The following is an 18,819-nucleotide window of genomic DNA, read 5'->3' on the forward strand; positions in this document are numbered from 1 at the left end:
ATCACACCTTGCGGATCACGGTGACGACCTTGCCGAGCACCACGGCGTCGTTACCGTCGATGGGTTCGAACGCCGGGTTGTGCGGCATCAGCCACACCTGACCCTTGGTCCGCTTGAAGGTCTTGACCGTGGCTTCGCCGTCGATCATGGCCGCGACGATATCGCCGTTGTCGGCGACGTTCTGCTGGCGCACGACCACCCAGTCGCCGTCGCAGATGGCCGCGTCGACCATGGATTCGCCGACCACCTTCAGCAGGAACAGCGATCCCTCGCCGACCAGCTCCTTGGGCAGCGGGAACACATCCTCCACGGCCTCCTCGGCCAGGATCGGCCCACCCGCCGCGATTCTGCCGAGCACCGGGACGAAGGTCGGTTCCGGTAGCGCATCGGAGCCCGCGACGTCGGTGGCCACGATCGGGGTGATCACCTCGTCGGCACCGCGCACGTCGACCGCGCGGGGGCGGTTGGGATCGCGCCGCAGATAGCCCTTGCGCTCCAGGGTGCGCAGCTGGTGGGCGACCGAGGACGTGGAGGTCAACCCCACCGCGTCCCCGATCTCCCGGATGCTCGGTGGGTAACCGCGGGTGGTCACCGACGAGCGGATGACCTCCAGGATGGTGCGCTGACGCTCGGTCAGGCTGGAGCGTGCCTCAGGGGTGTCGCTGCTGTCGCTCATGTCGCCGAATGTAGTCGCAGCCGCCCCGATAATCAAACATGTGTTCGAGGCGTGTCGCGGCCCGACAGGGCGTGTCTGCGGCGTCATTGCGGCGCGATCAGCCGAGCTCACTCATCGGTCACGGTCAGGGTCACCTCGATGTTGCCACGGGTGGCGTTGGAGTAGGGGCACACCCGGTGTGCGGCCTCGGCGAGCTCGGTGGCGGTGTCATGGTTCACATTGGGCAGCACGATCTCCAGCTCGACGGCAAGACCGAACGCGCCGTCCTCGGCGGCCCCCAGTGTCACCCGGGCGCCGACGGCGGAGTCGGTGACATCGGCCTTGTGTTCGCGGGCGACCAGTCGGAGTGCGGAGTGGAAGCACGCCGCGTAACCGACGGCGAACAGTTGCTCGGGATTGGTGCCGGTGCCGGAACCGCCCATCTCCTTGGGCATACTCAGTGCGACATCGACTTTCCCGTCGGAGGTGCGGCCGTGTCCGTCACGTCCCTCGCCGGTGGCCAGGGCCTCGGCGGTGTAAAGCTTCTTCATCGGTGGGTGTTCCTTTCGTCGTTTTCGGTCAGTGCGGTGAGCTGAGCTGGTCGACAAGTCCGCGGAGGGCGTCGCGTAGCGCGCCGACCTCCTCGGGTCGGGCATCGGTGGCGGCCAGCAGGCGCTGTGGAATGCAGGCGGCACGTTCTTCGAGGGCGCGCCCGGCGGGGGTGAGTGCGACCTCGACGCGACGTTCGTCGGCGGTCGCGCGGTGACGCACCACCAGGCCGGTGCTCTCCAGGCGTTTGATCAACGGTGAGAGGGTGCCGGAGTCCAGGTGCAGCCGCCGGCCCAGGTTTCCGACGGTGCTGGGGTCGTCCTCCCAGAGGGCCAGTAGGACGAGGTACTGGGGGTAGGTGATGCCCAGTTCCGCCAGGAGCGGCCGATAGGCCGCGGTCATCAGGCGCGAAGCCGAGTACAGCGCGAAGCACAGCTGTTCGTCGAGGCGTCCGGCGGTCATGACCACAACTGTAGCGGTCAATTCAATTGTGGGCAATTGAATTGAGCTGAGTTCCGTCCGCGGATTCGCGACCGTCCGCTTGTCGGTGGGTGTCGATATCGTTCGCTAACAGTTCGATCACGTGTTCTATCGTTCGAACAGATGATCGACTACAGTTCGAACAAAGAAGCGAACACACCTCAAGGAGGCAGGCACATGACGATTCTGGAAGCACGTAGCGATGTGCGTGAGCGCCGGACGTCCGGCGCCACCCGGCGGCAGGAAGTTCTGCGGCGCACCCCGTCGGAGGCCGAGGTGTGGCCCTTGCCTCGCGATGTCGTGGTGCGGCGGCGTCGGCGGCCGCAGGATCGTCGTCCCGGCGGTGCGCCGATCGGTCATCGCGGCACGGGGGTGCTGATGTCGCGTGCCTCGCACCGCAGGCCGATCACCCCGGCCGCGACCGTGCTGCTGGCGCTGCTGGCCGGCGCATTCACGCTATGGCTGGGATTCGTGGCCAACCTCGGCGTTTCCGCGACGGAGCAACCCGTCGAGGTGCCCACCAGGTTGTCGGTCGTGGAGGTGCAGACCGGTGAGACCTTGCAGAGCATCGCGGCGCGGGTCGCCCCCGACGTGCCTGCCGACTCCGTCGTCGAGCGCATCCGCGAACTGAACAAGCTGGAATCCGGCACCCTGCGGACCGGGCAGACCCTCATCGCACCGATCGGCTGAGATCGTGCGCACCGGCACGGGGTCGCACCGTATCCGCACCATGCAGGTACGCTCGGAAGCGTCAAATCTGGTGCAGCTGTGGTGCGGCGAAGGAGCGGGAATGCACTGTCCGTTCTGTCGTCACCCCGATTCGCGTGTCGTCGATTCCCGTGAGACCGACGAGGGCCAGGCGATCCGGCGGCGGCGGTCCTGCCCTGAGTGCGGCAGGCGCTTCACCACCGTCGAGACCGCGGTGCTGGCAGTCGTCAAGCGCAGCGGCGTCACTGAGCCGTTCAGCAGGGAAAAGGTCATCAAGGGCGTGCGACGGGCATGCCAGGGCCGCCAGGTCGACGACGATGCGCTCAATCTGCTTGCCCAACAGGTCGAAGACGCCGTGCGGGCCGCAGGCTCGCCGGAGATCCCCAGTAACGAGGTCGGGTTGGCCATCCTGGGGCCGCTGCGTGACCTCGACGAAGTTGCCTATCTGCGCTTCGCCTCGGTATACCGATCGTTCTCCTCTGCCGACGATTTCGAGCGTGAGATCGAGGCCCTGCGCGCTCACCGGCGCGTCAACACCGCCGGCTGACGTCGTTCATCCGAGCCGACGCCTTCCGTCGTCGACCACCCGGCCGGCCACTTTCACCCATCCGGTGGGATCCCACCAGGTCCGGATCTGTGATCCTTCGCCCTGGGTGATCAGCAGATCGCGATTGAGATGGTCGGTCATCCGGATCGCCGCTGCGCCCGTCGCCTCATCCTCGGGGATTCCCAGATGCGGCGCGAACATCCGGGAGCGCAGCGCCCCGGCCGCACGATCGGTCCACGCCCAGAGGTAGTGCTCGACATCGTCGACGTAGTCGGTGGGATCGGCGGTCAGCACCTGTTCGGCCGACTCGAATTCGTAGATCGCCAGCTCCGGTGCCCACTCCGAGCGGGCGCTGATGGCGGTGAATTCATCGTCGATGTAGTCCACCTGCACCAGTCCGGCGGGAACCTGCAGCGTCCGCACCGGCATACCGCGATCCTTCAGCCACCAGGACGTCCCGACGGTCGGGTGCCCGGCGAACGGTATCTCGGCGGCCGGGGTGAAAATGCGGACATGAGCGCTGGCCGCGCCCGGCTCGGGGATGTCGACGAATACTGTTTCGCTGTAACCCAACTCGGTCGCGATCCGTTGGCGGTCGGCCGGATCGACGGTGGCGGCATCGATCACACCGAGCGGATTGCCGAACCTGCCGTCAGCGTTGGTGAATACTCGCAACACATCGACGTCGACGGCCATGACCCGATTCTAGGCGCGAACCCGCCTCAGGTGGCGCTGCGTTCGTCGGCGCCCATCGCGTCGAGCACGGCGACCCGAGTATCCAATGGGCCGGTGATCGTTCGTTCGCGAATGCCGGTGCGCAACAACGCGCGCAGCATTTCGTGGTCGTGCACCGAGGGTGCGGTGGTGTTGATGAATCGCTCGACGAGCTCGACGAAGCGCTCCGGATCGTCGTGGAAGGGGAAATGTCCGGATTTGTCGAAGATGTGCAGTTCCGAGCCGGGCATGGCGGCATGTGCCAGGTGGGCATGGCTGACCGGGATGACCGAATCTTGCTTGCCCCAGATCAGTTGCACTGGAACCGATTCGGTCAGATAACAGCGGTCGAGCATGGTGACCACCTGACCGCGCCAGTCCACGACCGCGCGCAGTGTCCTGGCGAACGCCGAGGATGCGGTGGGCTCGGGCAGGTCGGCCAGCACCCGCAGCATGTCGGGAAGATCGCGGCCCACCCCGGTCGAGCCGAACACCGTTCCGCCGACGCGGCCGATGGCTTGCAGGGCGGGCAGCACCAGGGGCACGCGCAGCAGGGCCAACGACTCGCTGACTCCCGGCAGCGCCGCGATGCGTAGTGCGATGTTGACGTCCTTGGTGACGCCGCCCGCGCCGACGAGTACCAGCCGATCCACGAACTGCGGGAACTGATAGGCGAACTGCATGGCCACGCCGCCGCCGAGCGAGTGCCCGACGACCGTCACCCGATCGATGTCGAGGACGCTGAGCAGGTCGCGCATACCGTTGGCGTACGCGGCCACCGAGTAGTCCGCACGCGGCTTGTCCGACTGCCCGTGGCCGAGCAGGTCGGGTGCGATCACGGTGAAGCGGCGCGCCAGCAACGTCTGCACCGTGTGCCAGGTGGTGGAGTTGTCGCCGATGCCGTGGATGAGCAGCACCGCGGGCCCGGATCCGGCGATCCGGTATGCCCGTCGGTAACCGTGGATGGTCTGGAACTTCAGGTTCGGGGTGACCTCACGCACGCTGCGCAGAGTGGTCGTGCGATCGGCCATCTGCGCCACTCCTCGCTGGTGAGAAGCTTCAGGTACGGTCCCCGCCGTCGGGGAAACTGTCCGGGAAGCCGCCCCGCTTGTTGTCGTCCTGCTGGGCCAGGAACCGTTCGAACTCGGCACCCAACTCGTCACCGCTCGGCAGGTCCTCGTCGCGGGCGAGCAGCGAACGATTTTCCTGTGCGGCAACGAATGCATCGTACTGATGCTCGAGCGCGGCCACCACCTGAGCGACCTCCGAACTGGCCTCGACCTGTTCGTTGATCTTGGTGTGCACGTCGATGGCGGCCTCGCCGAGCGCGGTCAGCGGGATATCCAGCGAACCGGCCCGAGCTGCCTCGGCCAACAGTGTCTCGGCGGCCGGGGGATAGGCGGTCTGGGCCAGATAGTGCGGCACGTGAACGGTGAAACCGAGCACCTCGTGGCCGTGCTGGCCCATGCGGAACTCCAGCAGGCTGGACACGCTGGCGGGGACCTGGACCTCGCCGACCCACGGCGTGTGACCGGCGATCAGCTCGGAGTTCGGCGAATGCGCGGTCAGCGTCACCGGCCGGGTGTGCGGCACCGCCATCGGGATGGTGCCCAGCCCGATCGTCTGCCGGACGCCGAGGCGTTCGGCGAGCAACCGCACCGCGGTCACGAATCGCTCCCAGCGCAGGTCCGGCTCCATCCCGGCCAGCAGCAGAAACGGAGTGCCGACGCTGTCACGCAGGGCGTAGAGGTTCAGTTCGGGCTGCTCGTAGCCGCTGAAGTGATCGGTCTTGAACGTCATCAGTGGTCGGCGCGAGCGGTAGTCGAGCAACTCGTCGATGGCGAAGGACGCCACCAGTTCGGTATCGAGGGTGTTCTTCAGATGCTCTGCCGCCAACCGGATGGCATGTCCGGCGTCGGAGAACCCCTCCAACGCGTGAATCAGAACCGGTCCGCTGCCGTCGACGGCAGACAGCTGTGGTGCGGGGAACTCCAGCTCGTACATCCCATTCTGCTCGGGCTGGTAGTGCTGCTCCTGGGAATCGGGCATCAGGTTCACCTCCTGTTCACTAGTGTCTCGCATGTCGACGAACGCCCGCGTTACGGGTACCCCGACATCGTCTCAACACCGCACGGGTGGCCGTCCTTCCCGTCAGCTCCGGAACCGGTTGATGCGTCCGGGAAGGTGGGGCAGTCGAACCCCGCATCGACGAGGGACCCGATGCTGCCGGCGCAGCTCCTCACGGCCGGACCGAGGTGCGCCTCGATCTCGCCATCGCGGGAACTTCCTGGCAACGTCGTTCGTCTCTATTGCTGACGGAGTTTCCGACCACACAGAGAGCACAATGCGACGCGCCAAGCGCAAACCCCGAAGACCCCGCCGCCGGCCCGTTGAGACCGGCACCGAGAAGTCCTCAGTTGCCCGCAGGGCGACATGCTGACCGCCCTCGGAATTCTGCTCGGCATCGTGGTGGTGTCTGCCATCACCGCCCTGACCGGTTATTTCGTGGCACAGGAGTTCGCCTACATGGCGGTCGACCGGTCCCGTCTGAAGGCCCGCGCCCAAGCCGGTGACATCGGCGCCACCCGCGCACTGCAGGTCACCCGCCGCACCTCGTTCATGTTGTCCGGCGCTCAGCTGGGCATCACCGTCACCGGCCTGCTGGTCGGTTATGTCGCCGAACCGCTCATCGGTAAGGGTCTGGGGGAGTTGCTCGGCGGCGTCGGTGTGCCGCTGGGGCTCGGCATCGCCATCGGCACGGTGCTGGCCATGGTGTTCTCCACCGTGGTGCAGATGGTCTTCGGTGAGCTTTTCCCGAAGAACCTCGCGATCGCGCGGCCCGAACCGGTGGCCCGTTGGCTGGCGTTGTCCACCAACATCTACCTGGCTGTGTTCGGCTGGCTGATCAAACTGTTCGACGCATCGTCGAACCTGCTGCTGCGCGCCCTGCGCATCGAACCCGTGCACGACGTCGAACACTCGGCGACCGCCCGCGATCTCGAACACATCGTGGCCGACTCGCGCGAGGCGGGGGACATCCCCGAGGAACTGTCCACCCTGCTGGACCGCATCCTGGACTTTCCGACCCGCACCACCGAGCACGCGATGATCCCTCGGGCCCGCGTCGACGTGGTCGGTGCCGACGAACCGGTGGGCGCGGTGTTGGCGAAGATGGCCAGCGGTCATACCCGGTACCCGGTGATCGGTGCGACACCCGATGATCTGGTGGGCGTTGTCCATTTGCACGATCTGCTGGGCGCCGCGGACCCGTCGGCCACGGCCGGCGAGAATTGCCGGCCCGCGGTGATCGTCCCGGAAACCCTGCCGTTGCCCTCGGCATTGCGCGCCCTCAGCGAGGCACGCGACGAGATGGCACTCGTGATCGACGAATACGGCGGTTTCGCCGGGGTGCTCACCATCGAGGATCTGGCCGAGGAACTGGTCGGCGAGATCGACGACGAGCATGACAAGGACTCGGCCGACGATGACGTGGTGCCCACCGGTGACGGGTGGTTGGTGCGCGGCGACGTCGCGCTCGACGAATTGAGCCGAGTGATCGGCCATGACCTGCCCGAGGGTGATTACGAGACGCTGGCCGGGCTGCTGATCGCCGAATTCGGTGGTCTTCCCGGTGTCGGCGATGCCGTCTCGGTCGACCTCGGCGTCGAGCCCGCAGAGCTGATCGCCGATCATCCGCCGTTGCAGCGCCGCCTGGATGCCACCGTTCAGGCCGTCGAAAAGCACGTGCCGGCAAGGGTTCTGGTGAGCCTGGCCGACGTGCCTGTCGACGCCGTGCAGGAAGGAACCGGTGATGAGTAACCCCTGGGTCGTCGCCCTGGTGACCGCGTCGCTGATCGCGGCCAGCGCGTTCTTTGTGGCCGTCGAGTTCGCCTTGATCGCGGCACGGCGCCACCGCTTGGAAGATGCGGCGCCGCACAGCCGCTCGGCCCGCGCCGCACTGCGTTCGGCGTCCGAGCTGTCGGTTCTTCTGGCCGGGTCGCAGCTGGGTATCACGATCTGCACCCTGGCCCTGGGCGCCATCACCAAACCCGCCGTGCACCATTGGTTGACCCCGGCCATCGCGGGCTGGGGTGCGCCGTCGTGGCTGGCCGATGTCGGCGGGTTCGTGCTCGCGCTGATCATCGTGACGTTCCTGCACCTGGTCGTCGGTGAGATGGCCCCCAAGTCCTGGGCCATCGCCCACCCCGAACGGTCGGCGACCATGTTGGCGTTGCCGATGCGGGCGTTCATGTGGGTGACCCGCCCCGTGATCGGCACGCTGAACCGCCTGGCCAACTGGTGTCTGCGCAAGGTCGGCGTCGAACCCGTCGATCAGGTGGCCACCGGTCAAGATCCCGACGCGCTGCGGCATCTGGTGGAGCATTCGGCCACCGTGGGCACCCTGGACGAGCGGTATCACGGTCATCTGGTCAGCGCGCTGGAACTGGAGGCGCTGACCGTCGGGGACATGTTGCGCACCGGAGCCGAGCCCAGCAGCGTGCGCTCCACGGCGACCACGGCCGATATTCAGGCCGAGTCACTGCGCACGGGTCACCTCCGACTTCTGGTCCGCGACAACGGTGCCGTTCTGGGGGTCGTGCACGTACGGGACACCGTGCAGGCCGACGCCGGCACCACGGCCGCCGACCTGATGCGTCCGGCTCTGCAGTTGAGGGTCGACATCCCTGCCTATGCGGCGCTGCGGACCATGCGGGAGACCCGCAATCATCTGGTGGTGGTGACCGATTCCGATGGCAGCATCCTCGGCTTGATCACACTGACCGATGTGCTCGAACGACTGCTGCCGACTGCCGACGCGGTGACCTGAGTTATCCACATTGCCAGGTTGATCCACAGTTGGCCCGTCGTGGTCGCGCAGACCGCGTGACTCGTCGTGGCATGCCGTGACGATCATCGGTATGACACAACAACCTCGCGGATTCGACGTCGGTCGGCCCGCATCGCTGATCGCCGCACTGCCGGCGGTCCTCGGCTTCGTCCCGGAGAACTCGCTGACCATCGTCACCCTCGACGGCGGTGAGATGGGCTGCGTCATGCGGGTCGACCTGACGCCCGGTCTGCTCGGCAACACCACCGCGCTGGCCGAGGTGGTGGCCGGATCGGGTCATGACGGGGCGGTGGCCGTGATCGTCGACGAAGACGGAGCCGATCACGGGGAGCTTGCCGACGACCTCGCGGTGTCGATGTCCAGGGAGGGGGTCGATCTGCTGGCGGTGCTCGCCGTCGATCGGATTGCCGCCGACGGTCGATGGTCCTGTGTGTGCGGATGCGGTGCGCACGGTGTGGTCGATGACCCGGACTGTTCCCCGCTGGCGGCCGAGGCCGTGCTGGGTGGTCGCCGGCTCTATCGCCGTCGTGACGAGCTACGGGCCGTGGTCACCACGACCGACTCGGCGCGTGGTGAGCGGCTGGGTCAGGCGTTGCGATCGGCTCGGCGGGGTCAGCTCAGTACCGCGGCGGCACGGCGGGCGATCGAGTCGGCCATGACGCTGGCCCGCGCAGTGGCGGCAGGCCAGGAACCCGCCGATGCCGACATCGTCGTCGTGGTCGGAGCGCTGCGTGATCCACGTGTCCGAGACACCCTCTACGCCCTGGCGGTCGGCGACGCCGCAGCCGCCGCCGAGACGCTGTGGGCGGCGCTGGCTCGGTTGGTCCCGGTGCCATGGCGGCAGGAGGTGCTGACATTGCTCGCGTTCTCGGCCTACGCGCGCGGCGACGGCCCGCTGGCGGGAATCGCGTTGGAGGAGGCGGTCGATATCGATCCGACGCACCGGATGGCGACCATGCTGGACTGTGCGTTGCAGTCCGGGATGCGTCCCGAGCAGATTCGTGAGCTGGCGCTGTCCGGATACCGGATCGCCGGGCAACTGGGCATCCGATTACCACCACGGCTGACCTTCGGACGCCGTGCGGGTTAGACCTTTTCGACCTTCACCGCATGGGCCATGTGATGGGGCAGCTCGACGTCCTGGTGTCCGGGCATCAGGATCAGAACGCCCTGATCGCCCGGATCGTCGCCGACCTGGACCGTCACGCGCGCGTTGGGGACCACACCGGCATCCTTGAGCCTGCCGATCAGTTCGACATCGCCCTGGACGTGTTCGGTCAGCTGGCGCACCACCACCGCGACCGGGGAACCGGCCGGCAGCTCGGTCAATCGGACCAGGTTCGCGTCGTCGTCGGAATCGGCCCCGCCGAAACCGAGTTCCGACAGGCCCGGGATCGGGTTGCCGAACGGAGAGGTCGTCGGGTTGTCGAGCACCTGGACCAGACGCCGCTCGACATCCTCGCTCATGACGTGCTCCCAGCGGCACGCCTCGGCATGCACTTCTTCCCAGGGCAGGCCGATCACGTCGACGAGCAGCCGCTCGGCGAGACGGTGTTTGCGCATCACCGAGACGGCCAGATTGCGGCCCTTCTCGGTGAGTTCGAGATGGCGGTCACCGGCGACGTGCAGCAAGCCGTCCCGTTCCATCCGGGACACGGTCTGACTCACGGTCGGGCCGCTCTGATCCAGACGTTCGGCGATGCGCGCCCGCAGCGGCACCACGCCCTCTTCCTCGAGGTCATAGATCGTCCGCAGGTACATCTCGGTGGTATCGATGAGGTCGTTCATGCCCTACCTTCCAGGCCCTGCCGTTACTACCCGAGTCTAGCTGGCCGGTGTCGGGGGCAGTGGTCCAACATCCCATGTGAGCGTCCAAGACGTCGCGATGCCCGCCGCGGAACGCGACGGGCATCACGGGGTGGGTTGTCTGGGATCAGCTGGCGTACGACCGCAGCCGCTCGGCCCGATCTCCGTTACGGAGCTTGGACATCACTTCGCGCTCGATCTGGCGGACCCGCTCGCGGGACAGCCCGAACAGCTTGCCGATCTGGTCGAGAGTGCGCGGCTGGCCGTCGTCAAGGCCGAAGCGCAGCCGGATGACCTGCTGCTCGCGCTCGTCGAGCGTGGCAAGCACGTACCGGATATCGGTGTGCAGGAGCTCGGAGATCACGGCGTTCTCGGCCGACATCGCCTCGGAGTCCTCGATGAAGTCACCCAGCGGCGCCTCTTCGTCGCTGCCGACCGGCATGTCCAGGCTCACCGGGTCACGGCTGTGCTCGAGCAGGTCGGTGATCTTCTCGACGGGGATACCCGATTCCTCGGCCAGTTCCTCATCAGTCGCCTCGCGACCGAGGTTCTGGTGCATCTCGCGCTTGATCCGGGCCAGCTTGTTGACCTGCTCGACGAGGTGGACGGGCAGCCGGATGGTGCGGCTCTGGTCGGCCATACCGCGGGTGATGGCCTGGCGGATCCACCAGGTGGCGTAGGTCGAGAACTTGAAACCCTTGGCGTAGTCGAACTTCTCCATCGCGCGGATCAGCCCGAGGTTGCCCTCCTGGATCAGATCCAGCAGCGGCATGCCGCGTCCGGTGTAGCGCTTGGCCAGCGACACCACCAGGCGCAGGTTCGCCTCCAGCAGATGACGCCGCGCGGCGTCACCATCGCGGACCACGGCCGCCAGATCGCGGCGCTTGGCCTCGCCGAGGCGCTTCTTGGTGTCCAGGACGTGCTGGGCGTACAGGCCCGCCTCGATGCGTTTGGCCAGCTCGACTTCGTCGGCCGCGTTCAGCAGCGCGGTCTTGCCGATGCCGTTGAGATAGACGCGGACCAGGTCGGCGGCGGGGCTCTGGGCGTCCAGATCGGAATCGATGCGGCTTGCGGTGGCGATCGCCATTTACGGCCTCCTGCTCGGCGGAACTGTCACTGCGTATAACGCCCGAGAGGGTTCGTGAGTTCCCGCTCGGTCCCAGTGGCATACCACCTGACCTGCGGCTTTAAACAGACGACCTGAGAATGTCCTGAGAAGTGGAGAAGAGGTTGCTCAGTCGGGAACGCCGTGACCCGCATGCGGACTGCCCGCACTCGGGTCGGGCCGCACGGGTGCCTGCAGCGCCGGGCGCTCGGCGGTGGGGAACAGCGGCGTGCGCCGGCCCGTACCCGCATCGGGATAGCGGCGCGGCTCGGAGGCGCTGCGCGGTGGGCGGTCGTTGGCGATCAGCACCGCGATCCAGGGCAGTGGAATGGAGGCCACGATGATCGCCAGCGAGATCAACCCGTTGTGCCAGACCCCGTAGGCGACGGCGGCCAGCACCAGCGCGGGAATGCGGAAGGACATCAGGGTGAGGTATTTGCGCACCCGGGCGCGGTGCTGCTCGTCGTGGGGCAGTGCAGCGCGGGTGATGAGCACCGGGCGACCTTGGTCGTCGAAACTCAGCTCGGGGCTTTGTTTCATCACTCCACTGTCGCACACCCGAGACGCCGCGCGCACCTGCCGGGCACAATGGAGCAATGCAGACCCAGACCATCGAACGGCCCGATACCGACGAGCGCGTCGACGACGGGACCGATGACGACGCCCCCAAGGTCTTTCATTACGTCAAGAAGGAGAAGATCGCCGAAAGTGCCGTCATGGGCACGCATGTCGTCGCGCTGTGCGGCGAGGTCTTTCCGGTGACCAAGGCCGCCAAGCCCGGTTCACCGGTTTGCCCTGACTGCAAGAAGATCTACGAGCAACTCAAGAAGTAACGTCGCCGGGATCGGGCCGCGGCTCGGACTTGGTGGCGCCGGCCCGCGCGGTGTCGGTCTTGGCCGATATCCACTCGCGGACCCGGTCCGCATGCGTCACCGGGGCGGGCCACTCCTCCTGGATGGCGGCGTTGAGTTCGGCGCCGATCATCACCGCGAAGCCTGCCAAGAAGGCGAACAGCAGGAACGCGATCGGGGTCGCCAACGCGCCATAGGTGTAGCCGGTCGCGGTGATCCAGGTCAGATAGAACCGAAGACTGAACGTGGCGATCAGGAAGACCGCGGTGGCCAGCACCGCGCCGACGACCAATCGGTGCGTGGGCAGCGGACTGGGCAATGACACGCGATACAGCACGGTGACCACGACGATCAGCGCGATCACCAGCACGGGGTAGTAGCCGTACTGCAGCGTGTGCGACCAGCTCTCCGGGATGTACTCGGTGATCTTGCGCGGTCCCAGTGCGATGAACGGAGCGGTCAACACCGCGCTGACCAGCATGATCACATAGAGACCGAGTGCGAAGAAGCGTTGTCGGACCGGGTGGCGCAGGGGCGTCTGGTCGTGTGCCTCGACCACCGAGTCGACGAAGGCCGACACGGCCGAGGACCCGGCCCACAGCGAGATGACGAATCCGAGCGACACCACCTCGCCGCGCGCCGACCGGACGATGTCGTAGATCGTCGGTTCGATGATCTCGTTGACGACGTTCTGCGAGAAGAACCGCTCCGAGGTGCCGATGAGCTGCTCTTCGATGGTGGGCAACGTGTCGGGACCGAACAGCGGTGCGAGATAGGCCAGACTGCCCAGCATTCCGAGTAACAGCGGGGGCAGCGACAGCGCACACCAGAATGCGGCCTGTGCGGACTCCGAGAAGATCGAATCGTCCCACGCCTTCGACAGCGTGCGCTTGAGGATCGGCCAGATGTGGTGGCGTGACGGTCTTGTCGAGGACTGGTCGCTCATCACTGGTCCAGCATTCCCGACGAAAGCACGCGCCGCCCCGTAGGGCGGCGCGTGATGTTCGCTATGCGTCGACCGGACTGACCTCGATCACGGCGGCCAGTTCGATCAGCTTCGCCTCGTGCTCGTTGGCGTGGTGCTGGCAGAACAGCAGCTCGGCACCGGAGGGCAGCTTGGCGCGTACGCGTGCGGCGGCACCGCAGCGGTCGCAGCGATCTGCCCGGGTCAGTTCCGGACTCATCAGGGTTGCGTTCACGGCGCTTCCTCCGTTCTGCCTGGGTGCGTATGTCTACTGTGTCAGACGTTTTCGGTTCTGGCCTTGTTCCCCGGGGGTTCACCGGTGTGTCGTGTCTCACTGCGCCGGCGTTACCGTACGGGCAACCTGGACAGCGTGAGTACCCAGAGCGCGCTTCTTTTGCACCTGTGCACCGCCGAAGAATGGGAGCGGGCGCGTGCCGCCGGCGAGCACCGGCCGGCATCGCTGGACGATGTCGGATTCGTGCACCTCTCCACTCCTGAACAGGTTCATCTGCCCGCCAACCGCTTGTTCGCGGGACGGACCGATCTGGTGTTGCTGCACATCGACCCGCGGGCCCTGACCGATGAGGTGCGATGGGAGCCCGGCGTGCCGACCGATCCCGAATCGATGGTGTTCCCACACCTTTACGGACCGTTGCCGGCCGCTGCTGTGACAAGTGTCACGCCGTATCTGCCGGCGACCGACGGCTTCTTCGCCGCACTCGGGTGAACGTCTTCGGACACGCCGCCATGGTAGTCACCGGTACGTTGAGCCGGTGACGGCAGCGCAGCGGATCGCGGTGGTGACCGGGGCCGGCCGCGGTGCCGGGCGCGGCATCGCGACCGCACTCGGTGAGCACGGGTGGAAGGTCTACGGCACCGGGCGGACCATCGACGCCGCACCGCCCGGCGGCGTGGCGGTCCGGTTGGACCACGCCGATGACGCCGCCGTGGGCGAGTTGTTCGCCCGCATCGGCGCCGACGAGGGTGGGCTGGACCTCCTCGTCAACAACGCCGCCGTGGTCCACGACGACCTGACCGGGTCGAAGCCGTTCTGGGACAAGCCGATCGGCCTGGGCGACGTGCTCGACGTCGGTCTCCGATCGGCCTATGTCGCCTCCTGGCACGCCGCGCCCTTGTTGCTGCGACGGCCGCGGGGGCTGATCGCCTTCACCTCGTCGCCGGGGTCGGTGTGCTACATGCACGGTCCCGCCTACGGGGCGCAGAAGGCCGGGATCGACAAGCTGGCAGCCGATATGGCGGTCGACTTCCGCGGCAGCAATGTCGCCACGGTGTCGATCTGGATGGGCATCCTGCTCACCGAGCGGCTGCGGGCCGCCTTCGCGGGCAACCCCGAGGCGTTGGCGGCGACCGCCGAGCACGCCGAGACCCCGGAGTTCACCGGGCATCTGATCGACGCATTGTTCGAGGATCCGGAGCTGGCCGGTTTGTCCGGGCACACCCTGATCGGAGCGGAACTCGGCGAGCGCTACGGCATCACCGACGAAGGAGGACGCCGCCCGCCGTCGCACCGCGCCTGGTTGGGTGCCCCGAGGACGCCCAGCCAGGTCATCGTGCGCTGAGCGACCAGGCCTAGTCCAGGTAGTCGCGCAACACCTGGGAACGGCTGGGGTGGCGCAGCTTGCTCATCGTCTTGGACTCGATCTGACGGATGCGCTCACGCGTCACGCCGTACACCTGCCCGATCTCGTCGAGGGTGCGCGGCTGACCATCGGTGAGACCGAACCGCAGGCGTACCACGCCCGCCTCACGCTCGGAGAGCGTCTCAAGCACCGACTGCAGCTGATCCTGCAGCAGGGTGAAGGACACGGCGTCGACGGCCACCACGGCTTCGGAGTCCTCGATGAAGTCACCGAGCTGGCTGTCGCCCTCGTCGCCGATGGTCTGGTCCAGCGAGATCGGCTCACGCGCGTACTGCTGGATCTCCAGCACCTTCTCCGGCGTGATGTCCATTTCCTTGGCCAGCTCTTCGGGCGTGGGTTCGCGACCCAGGTCCTGAAGCAGCTCGCGCTGGATGCGGCCCAGCTTGTTGATGACCTCGACCATGTGCACCGGGATGCGGATGGTGCGGGCCTGGTCGGCCATGGCGCGGGTGATGGCCTGGCGGATCCACCAGGTGGCGTAGGTGGAGAACTTGTAGCCCTTGGTGTAGTCGAACTTCTCGACGGCACGGATCAGGCCGAGGTTGCCCTCCTGGATCAGGTCCAGGAACGCCATGCCGCGTCCGGTGTAGCGCTTGGCCAGCGACACCACCAGGCGCAGGTTCGCCTCCAGCAGGTGATTCTTGGCGCGGTCGCCGTCACGGCAGATCCACGTCATGTCCCGGCGCTCGGTCGGGGTGAACTTCTCACCCTTGGCGGCCTTCTCGGTCATCAGCTGAGTGGCATACAGGCCGGCCTCGATGCGCTTGGCGAGCTCGACCTCCTCCTCGGCGTTGAGCAGCGCGACCTTGCCGATCTGCTTCAGGTAGGCCCGCACCGAGTCCGCCGAGGCGGTGAGCTCGGCGTCCTTGCGGGCCTGACGCAGCGCCTCGGACTCCTCTTCGTCCCAGACGAAGTCTCCCGAGGCCTTGTCCTTCTCGGTCGGCTCGGCGATATCGTCGTCGCCGTCCTTGGCCGGCTTGGCCGCGGCGGGGGAGGCGTCGTCGCCTTCGGCCTCTTCGTCGGAGTCCGCGTCGGCGGTGTCGGTCTCGTCGTCGGTCTCCAGGTCGTCGATCTCGACATCCTCGAGATCATCGCCGGGCTCAACGTCCAGATCCTCGGCACCGTCGAGTTCCTCGCCGAGGTTCACTTCCTCGCCGGACTCGTCCTTCTTGCCTCGCGGCGATGCGGCCTTGGCCGGTGCCTTCTTGGCCGGTGCCTTCTTCGCGGCCCGCTTGGCCGGTGCCTTCTTGGCCGGCGCCTTTTTCGCGGCGGTCTTGGTGGCGGTGGCCTTCACCGGCTCGTCGGTTGCCGGGCTTGCCTCTGTCGCTGCCACGTACACCTCTCGGTAATGCTGGACGGTGACCGCGCACACGCGTCACCGAAATTCGGCTATCTCGAATAGTGGCGTCGTATCTCTGCTTGGGATATCCGCCGCTATCAGTCGGTGGCGGCCGCCGTCGACCATTGTAACGACAGTGTGGTCCACCACCGTGCCGAGCGGCAAATCCGGTCGCGTGTTATTGCACGTGAATGCCCTTGGCGGCCATCGCCGCGCCGACGATTCCCGCCGAGTTGCGCAGCGCGGCGGGGACCACCGGGGTGCGGTTCTTGAGCATCGGGATCCAGCGGTCGGCCTTGCGGCTGATTCCGCCGCCGGCGATGAACAGGTCGGGCCAGATCGCGTTCTCGATGGTCACCAGCACCTTGGTCACCTCCTCGGTCCAACGCTGGTAGTTCCATTCCTTGCGTTCCTTGACCGAGGAGGCCGCGCGATGCTCGGCCTCCTTGCCTTCGACCTCGAGGTGGCCGAACTCGGTGTTGGGGAGCAGCAGACCGTTGTGGATCACCGCCGACCCGATGCCGGTGCCGAACGTCAGCAGCACGATCAGACCGGTGTTGTCCTTGCCTGCTCCGTATTGCTCCTCGGCAAGGCCCGCGGCGTCGGCGTCGTTGAGCACGGTCACGTGCTGGCCTTCGAGCACATTGCTGATGACCTCGGCGGCGTCGGTGCCGATCCAGCCCTTGTCCACGTTGGCCGCGGTGCGCACGACGCCGTTGGTCACCACGCCCGGATAGGTGACGCCCAGGCTCCCGGTCCAGCCGAACTCGCGGACCACCGCCGCCACGGTGGCCGCGACGGCATCGGGGGTGGCGGGCTGCGGGGTGGCCAGTTTGATCCGGTCGCCGATGAGGGTTCCGGTGTCGAGGTCGACGATGCCTCCCTTGATGCCGCTGCCGCCGACGTCGACGCCGAAGCCAGTATTGGGCGAATCGGTCATTGGAACGCTCCTCAACAGGGTCCGGCGGGCAATCCGACATCACCCTAACGGGTTGTGGTGCGATGTACTCATGACTGATCCGCAGACGTTGCGCCAGGTGTCCGAGCAATTGGCTACGGAGGCGGCAACTTTCGTTCTGACCCGCCGGGCCGAGGTGTTCGGTGCGGTTCCGGCGGCCGATGCGGTGCAGACCAAGAGCACCCCGACGGACCCGGTGACCGTGGTGGACACCGAGACCGAACGGTTGCTGCGCGACCGGCTGGCCGAGTTGCGTCCCGGTGAGCCCATCCTCGGTGAGGAGGAGGGTGGCTCGGCGGTGGGCGAACCCGGCGTCCCGGTCTGGGTGATCGACCCCATCGACGGGACGGTGAACTTCGTCTACGGCATCGAGGCCTATGCGGTGTCGGTGGGAGTCCAGATCGACGGTGTCTCGGTGGCCGGCGCGGTGGCCCATGTGTCCACCGGCGAGATCTATTCGGCGGCGGTGGGGCACGGTGCGACGGTCACCCGGTCCGGTGTGCAGGCCGCATTGCGGTGCAACACCATCGACGATCTGTCGATGGCGCTGGTGGGCACCGGATTCTCCTATGATTCGGCGCACCGGGCCAGGCAGGCCGAGGTGCTTGCCGCGTTGTTGCCCCAGGTTCGCGATATTCGGCGCATCGGGTCCTGCGCGCTGGACCTGTGCATGGTGGCCCGGGGGCGGCTGGACGCGTACTTCGAGGACGGCGTGCAGGTGTGGGACTGGGCGGCCGGCGCGCTGATCGCCGCCGAGGCCGGAGCCGTGGTACGCCTGCCGGGTCCCGACGGGGGCGGGGCGCTGATGGCGGCCGCGCCCGGTGTCGCCGGGGCGCTGACCGACCGGATCTGAGGGCTCAGCAGGTGGCGCTGTGGATCTTGGTCAGCAGCGCCGCGTCGGCCGGTTGGGTCGCGTCGGGCCGCAGGCCGGCGAGCATCGCGTCGATATCGTCGCTGCGGCTGAACTCGCTGAACTCGGTGCCGACCGCCAGATCCACGGTGTCATCGGTGCGGCCGTCCTGGAACAGTTCGGTGCAGGGCGCGACGAGCCAGACCGCGGCCGCGGCCGCCCGCCCTGCCTCGCCGAACCGGATCTGACCCTGACATTCGAGTCTGCTGTTGGCGTACACGGGGTCGTTGGCGGCGGTGGGCTGCGCGAAGCCCAGGCCCTGCAGCGCCCCGGACACATCGGCGGCCTGCCCGGCTTGGCCGCTGGCGTTGAGGACGCGGACCTTGGTGTCGGCGAGACGGGCGGGCATCACCTCGGCCATCTCGGTGCGCGACACCGGTTCTCCGAGTCGGGTCTGGGTGGCATCGGCGGCGGGCGGGGGCGCATTGCAGGCCACCGCTTCTGGCACGACGGTCGACTGGTTGAGCGCGACGACCCAGATCACGCCGGCCGCGAGGGCCAGCACCACGAACAGGCACAGCACCGGGATGACGTTGCGGCGACGGAACGGCCGGCCGTGCTTGTCGAACGCCGTGCCCTCGGTGATGGATGCGACCACCACTGCACCTTAGAGGTATGCCGGGGCGGGCACTTCTACCAGGACGTTTGTGCTGTGACATAAATCACAGTCAATCTGAACCCAATCGGGGCACGAATCATTTGGCGTAGGCGTTCGACGCTGGT

At 67.1% G+C, this 18,819-nt stretch carries 23 protein-coding genes; 9 read left to right on the plus strand and 14 right to left on the minus strand.

Annotated elements, in window-relative coordinates:
- Nucleotide 1 precedes the first annotated feature (1 nt).
- From lexA to FBY28_RS23555, 3 genes are all read right to left on the minus strand, one after another.
- On the minus strand, nucleotides 2-676 hold the full coding sequence (lexA, locus tag FBY28_RS23545) for a transcriptional repressor LexA (protein WP_141869606.1): 675 nt from the start codon (nucleotides 674-676) through the stop codon (nucleotides 2-4).
- Nucleotides 677-783: 107 nt separating this feature from the next.
- Nucleotides 784-1,206: an organic hydroperoxide resistance protein gene (locus FBY28_RS23550; RefSeq protein WP_141869607.1), complete on the minus strand. Its 423-nt coding sequence runs from the start codon at nucleotides 1,204-1,206 to the stop codon at nucleotides 784-786.
- A gap of 28 nt (nucleotides 1,207-1,234) precedes the next feature.
- Nucleotides 1,235-1,666 (minus strand): MarR family winged helix-turn-helix transcriptional regulator, encoded by a 432-nt coding sequence (locus FBY28_RS23555; RefSeq protein WP_141869608.1) that lies wholly within the window; start codon nucleotides 1,664-1,666, stop codon nucleotides 1,235-1,237.
- A gap of 195 nt (nucleotides 1,667-1,861) precedes the next feature.
- Between FBY28_RS23555 and FBY28_RS23560 the strand changes: the two genes are divergently transcribed.
- Together FBY28_RS23560 and nrdR are read left to right on the plus strand one after the other, a co-directional pair.
- Nucleotides 1,862-2,374 (plus strand): LysM peptidoglycan-binding domain-containing protein, encoded by a 513-nt coding sequence (locus FBY28_RS23560; RefSeq protein ID WP_141869609.1) that lies wholly within the window; start codon nucleotides 1,862-1,864, stop codon nucleotides 2,372-2,374.
- Nucleotides 2,375-2,474: 100 nt separating this feature from the next.
- On the plus strand, nucleotides 2,475-2,939 hold the full coding sequence (gene nrdR, locus FBY28_RS23565) for a transcriptional regulator NrdR (RefSeq protein WP_023985646.1): 465 nt from the start codon (nucleotides 2,475-2,477) through the stop codon (nucleotides 2,937-2,939).
- 6 nt (nucleotides 2,940-2,945) lie between these two features.
- On the opposite strand, the gene FBY28_RS23570 is transcribed toward nrdR, so the two are convergent.
- The 3 genes from FBY28_RS23570 to FBY28_RS23580 are packed head-to-tail and all read right to left on the minus strand — an operon-like array spanning nucleotide 2,946 to nucleotide 5,702.
- The gene (locus FBY28_RS23570) at nucleotides 2,946-3,635 is read right to left on the minus strand and encodes a PhzF family protein (protein ID WP_141869610.1); all 690 of its coding nucleotides are present in this window, start codon (nucleotides 3,633-3,635) and stop codon (nucleotides 2,946-2,948) included.
- A 26-nt stretch (nucleotides 3,636-3,661) separates the two neighbouring features.
- The gene (locus FBY28_RS23575) at nucleotides 3,662-4,684 is read right to left on the minus strand and encodes an alpha/beta fold hydrolase (protein WP_141869611.1); all 1,023 of its coding nucleotides are present in this window, start codon (nucleotides 4,682-4,684) and stop codon (nucleotides 3,662-3,664) included.
- A gap of 28 nt (nucleotides 4,685-4,712) precedes the next feature.
- A complete protein-coding gene (locus FBY28_RS23580) occupies nucleotides 4,713-5,702 on the minus strand; it encodes a proteasome assembly chaperone family protein (protein ID WP_141869612.1) in 990 nt (329 codons plus the stop codon).
- A gap of 384 nt (nucleotides 5,703-6,086) precedes the next feature.
- Between FBY28_RS23580 and FBY28_RS23585 the strand changes: the two genes are divergently transcribed.
- From FBY28_RS23585 to FBY28_RS23595, 3 genes are all read left to right on the plus strand, one after another.
- On the plus strand, nucleotides 6,087-7,472 hold the full coding sequence (locus FBY28_RS23585; RefSeq protein WP_141869613.1) for a hemolysin family protein: 1,386 nt from the start codon (nucleotides 6,087-6,089) through the stop codon (nucleotides 7,470-7,472).
- Nucleotides 7,465-8,481: a hemolysin family protein gene (locus FBY28_RS23590; protein ID WP_141869614.1), complete on the plus strand. Its 1,017-nt coding sequence runs from the start codon at nucleotides 7,465-7,467 to the stop codon at nucleotides 8,479-8,481. The genes FBY28_RS23585 and FBY28_RS23590 overlap by 8 nt, the downstream gene beginning before the upstream one ends.
- A 91-nt stretch (nucleotides 8,482-8,572) precedes the next feature.
- Nucleotides 8,573-9,592, plus strand: a complete 1,020-nt coding sequence (locus tag FBY28_RS23595) for a DUF4192 domain-containing protein (RefSeq protein ID WP_141869615.1) — start codon at nucleotides 8,573-8,575, stop codon at nucleotides 9,590-9,592.
- On the opposite strand, the gene FBY28_RS23600 is transcribed toward FBY28_RS23595, so the two are convergent.
- The 3 genes from FBY28_RS23600 to FBY28_RS23610 all read right to left on the minus strand — a co-directional run bounded on the left by FBY28_RS23600 (nucleotide 9,589) and on the right by FBY28_RS23610 (nucleotide 11,953).
- A complete protein-coding gene (locus FBY28_RS23600) occupies nucleotides 9,589-10,290 on the minus strand; it encodes an iron-dependent transcriptional repressor DtxR (RefSeq protein WP_141869616.1) in 702 nt (233 codons plus the stop codon). The genes FBY28_RS23595 and FBY28_RS23600 overlap by 4 nt on opposite strands.
- 145 nt (nucleotides 10,291-10,435) lie before the next feature.
- Nucleotides 10,436-11,395 carry a sigma-70 family RNA polymerase sigma factor gene (locus FBY28_RS23605; RefSeq protein WP_019512983.1) on the minus strand — a complete coding sequence of 320 codons (960 nt, stop codon included), beginning with the start codon at nucleotides 11,393-11,395 and terminating at the stop codon, nucleotides 10,436-10,438.
- A 147-nt stretch (nucleotides 11,396-11,542) separates the two neighbouring features.
- Complete coding sequence (locus tag FBY28_RS23610; RefSeq protein ID WP_141869617.1) at nucleotides 11,543-11,953, minus strand: DUF3099 domain-containing protein; 411 nt, start codon at nucleotides 11,951-11,953, stop codon at nucleotides 11,543-11,545.
- A gap of 56 nt (nucleotides 11,954-12,009) precedes the next feature.
- Between FBY28_RS23610 and FBY28_RS23615 the strand changes: the two genes are divergently transcribed.
- Nucleotides 12,010-12,246 carry a DUF3039 domain-containing protein gene (locus FBY28_RS23615; protein ID WP_141869618.1) on the plus strand — a complete coding sequence of 79 codons (237 nt, stop codon included), beginning with the start codon at nucleotides 12,010-12,012 and terminating at the stop codon, nucleotides 12,244-12,246.
- Here the strand turns inward: FBY28_RS23615 and FBY28_RS23620 are convergent.
- Nucleotides 12,236-13,210, minus strand: coding sequence for a YihY/virulence factor BrkB family protein (locus tag FBY28_RS23620; RefSeq protein ID WP_141869619.1), 975 nt, complete (start codon nucleotides 13,208-13,210; stop codon nucleotides 12,236-12,238). The genes FBY28_RS23615 and FBY28_RS23620 overlap by 11 nt on opposite strands.
- 61 nt (nucleotides 13,211-13,271) lie before the next feature.
- Nucleotides 13,272-13,463: a DUF7455 domain-containing protein gene (locus FBY28_RS23625; RefSeq protein ID WP_023985651.1), complete on the minus strand. Its 192-nt coding sequence runs from the start codon at nucleotides 13,461-13,463 to the stop codon at nucleotides 13,272-13,274.
- A gap of 135 nt (nucleotides 13,464-13,598) precedes the next feature.
- Here FBY28_RS23625 and FBY28_RS23630 point away from each other — a divergent pair, with 135 nt between their 5' ends.
- Together FBY28_RS23630 and FBY28_RS23635 are read left to right on the plus strand one after the other, a co-directional pair.
- Nucleotides 13,599-13,955 carry a DUF952 domain-containing protein gene (locus tag FBY28_RS23630; protein WP_141869620.1) on the plus strand — a complete coding sequence of 119 codons (357 nt, stop codon included), beginning with the start codon at nucleotides 13,599-13,601 and terminating at the stop codon, nucleotides 13,953-13,955.
- A gap of 46 nt (nucleotides 13,956-14,001) precedes the next feature.
- The gene (locus FBY28_RS23635; protein WP_141869621.1) at nucleotides 14,002-14,808 is read left to right on the plus strand and encodes an SDR family NAD(P)-dependent oxidoreductase; all 807 of its coding nucleotides are present in this window, start codon (nucleotides 14,002-14,004) and stop codon (nucleotides 14,806-14,808) included.
- 10 nt (nucleotides 14,809-14,818) lie between these two features.
- Here the strand turns inward: FBY28_RS23635 and FBY28_RS23640 are convergent, their stop codons facing one another.
- Both FBY28_RS23640 and ppgK read right to left on the minus strand, forming a co-directional pair.
- Nucleotides 14,819-16,222 (minus strand): RNA polymerase sigma factor, encoded by a 1,404-nt coding sequence (locus tag FBY28_RS23640; protein ID WP_141869622.1) that lies wholly within the window; start codon nucleotides 16,220-16,222, stop codon nucleotides 14,819-14,821.
- Between the two features lie 184 nt (nucleotides 16,223-16,406).
- Nucleotides 16,407-17,168: a polyphosphate--glucose phosphotransferase gene (gene ppgK / locus FBY28_RS23645; protein ID WP_141869623.1), complete on the minus strand. Its 762-nt coding sequence runs from the start codon at nucleotides 17,166-17,168 to the stop codon at nucleotides 16,407-16,409.
- Between the two features lie 70 nt (nucleotides 17,169-17,238).
- Between ppgK and FBY28_RS23650 the strand changes: the two genes are divergently transcribed.
- Nucleotides 17,239-18,039, plus strand: coding sequence for an inositol monophosphatase family protein (locus FBY28_RS23650; RefSeq protein WP_141869624.1), 801 nt, complete (start codon nucleotides 17,239-17,241; stop codon nucleotides 18,037-18,039).
- 4 nt (nucleotides 18,040-18,043) lie between these two features.
- Here FBY28_RS23650 and cei read toward each other — a convergent pair whose 3' ends face one another.
- Nucleotides 18,044-18,694 (minus strand): envelope integrity protein Cei, encoded by a 651-nt coding sequence (gene cei / locus FBY28_RS23655; protein WP_141869625.1) that lies wholly within the window; start codon nucleotides 18,692-18,694, stop codon nucleotides 18,044-18,046.
- Nucleotides 18,695-18,819 lie beyond the last annotated feature (125 nt).

The organism is Arthrobacter sp. SLBN-53 (assembly GCF_006715585.1).
GTDB classification, from domain to species: Bacteria; Actinomycetota; Actinomycetes; order Mycobacteriales; family Mycobacteriaceae; genus Mycobacterium; species Mycobacterium neoaurum_A.

Coding starts and splice junctions, on each gene's coding strand:
- lexA (WP_141869606.1), bottom strand. CDS start 676: ATGAGCGACAGCAGCGACACCCCTGAGGCACGCTCCAGCCTGACCGAG.
- FBY28_RS23550 (WP_141869607.1), bottom strand. CDS start 1,206: ATGAAGAAGCTTTACACCGCCGAGGCCCTGGCCACCGGCGAGGGACGT.
- FBY28_RS23555 (WP_141869608.1), bottom strand. CDS start 1,666: ATGACCGCCGGACGCCTCGACGAACAGCTGTGCTTCGCGCTGTACTCG.
- FBY28_RS23560 (WP_141869609.1), top strand. CDS start 1,862: ATGACGATTCTGGAAGCACGTAGCGATGTGCGTGAGCGCCGGACGTCC.
- nrdR (WP_023985646.1), top strand. CDS start 2,475: ATGCACTGTCCGTTCTGTCGTCACCCCGATTCGCGTGTCGTCGATTCC.
- FBY28_RS23570 (WP_141869610.1), bottom strand. CDS start 3,635: ATGGCCGTCGACGTCGATGTGTTGCGAGTATTCACCAACGCTGACGGC.
- FBY28_RS23575 (WP_141869611.1), bottom strand. CDS start 4,684: ATGGCCGATCGCACGACCACTCTGCGCAGCGTGCGTGAGGTCACCCCG.
- FBY28_RS23580 (WP_141869612.1), bottom strand. CDS start 5,702: ATGCCCGATTCCCAGGAGCAGCACTACCAGCCCGAGCAGAATGGGATG.
- FBY28_RS23585 (WP_141869613.1), top strand. CDS start 6,087: ATGCTGACCGCCCTCGGAATTCTGCTCGGCATCGTGGTGGTGTCTGCC.
- FBY28_RS23590 (WP_141869614.1), top strand. CDS start 7,465: ATGAGTAACCCCTGGGTCGTCGCCCTGGTGACCGCGTCGCTGATCGCG.
- FBY28_RS23595 (WP_141869615.1), top strand. CDS start 8,573: ATGACACAACAACCTCGCGGATTCGACGTCGGTCGGCCCGCATCGCTG.
- FBY28_RS23600 (WP_141869616.1), bottom strand. CDS start 10,290: ATGAACGACCTCATCGATACCACCGAGATGTACCTGCGGACGATCTAT.
- FBY28_RS23605 (WP_019512983.1), bottom strand. CDS start 11,395: ATGGCGATCGCCACCGCAAGCCGCATCGATTCCGATCTGGACGCCCAG.
- FBY28_RS23610 (WP_141869617.1), bottom strand. CDS start 11,953: ATGAAACAAAGCCCCGAGCTGAGTTTCGACGACCAAGGTCGCCCGGTG.
- FBY28_RS23615 (WP_141869618.1), top strand. CDS start 12,010: ATGCAGACCCAGACCATCGAACGGCCCGATACCGACGAGCGCGTCGAC.
- FBY28_RS23620 (WP_141869619.1), bottom strand. CDS start 13,210: ATGAGCGACCAGTCCTCGACAAGACCGTCACGCCACCACATCTGGCCG.
- ppgK (WP_141869623.1), bottom strand. CDS start 17,168: ATGACCGATTCGCCCAATACTGGCTTCGGCGTCGACGTCGGCGGCAGC.
- FBY28_RS23650 (WP_141869624.1), top strand. CDS start 17,239: ATGACTGATCCGCAGACGTTGCGCCAGGTGTCCGAGCAATTGGCTACG.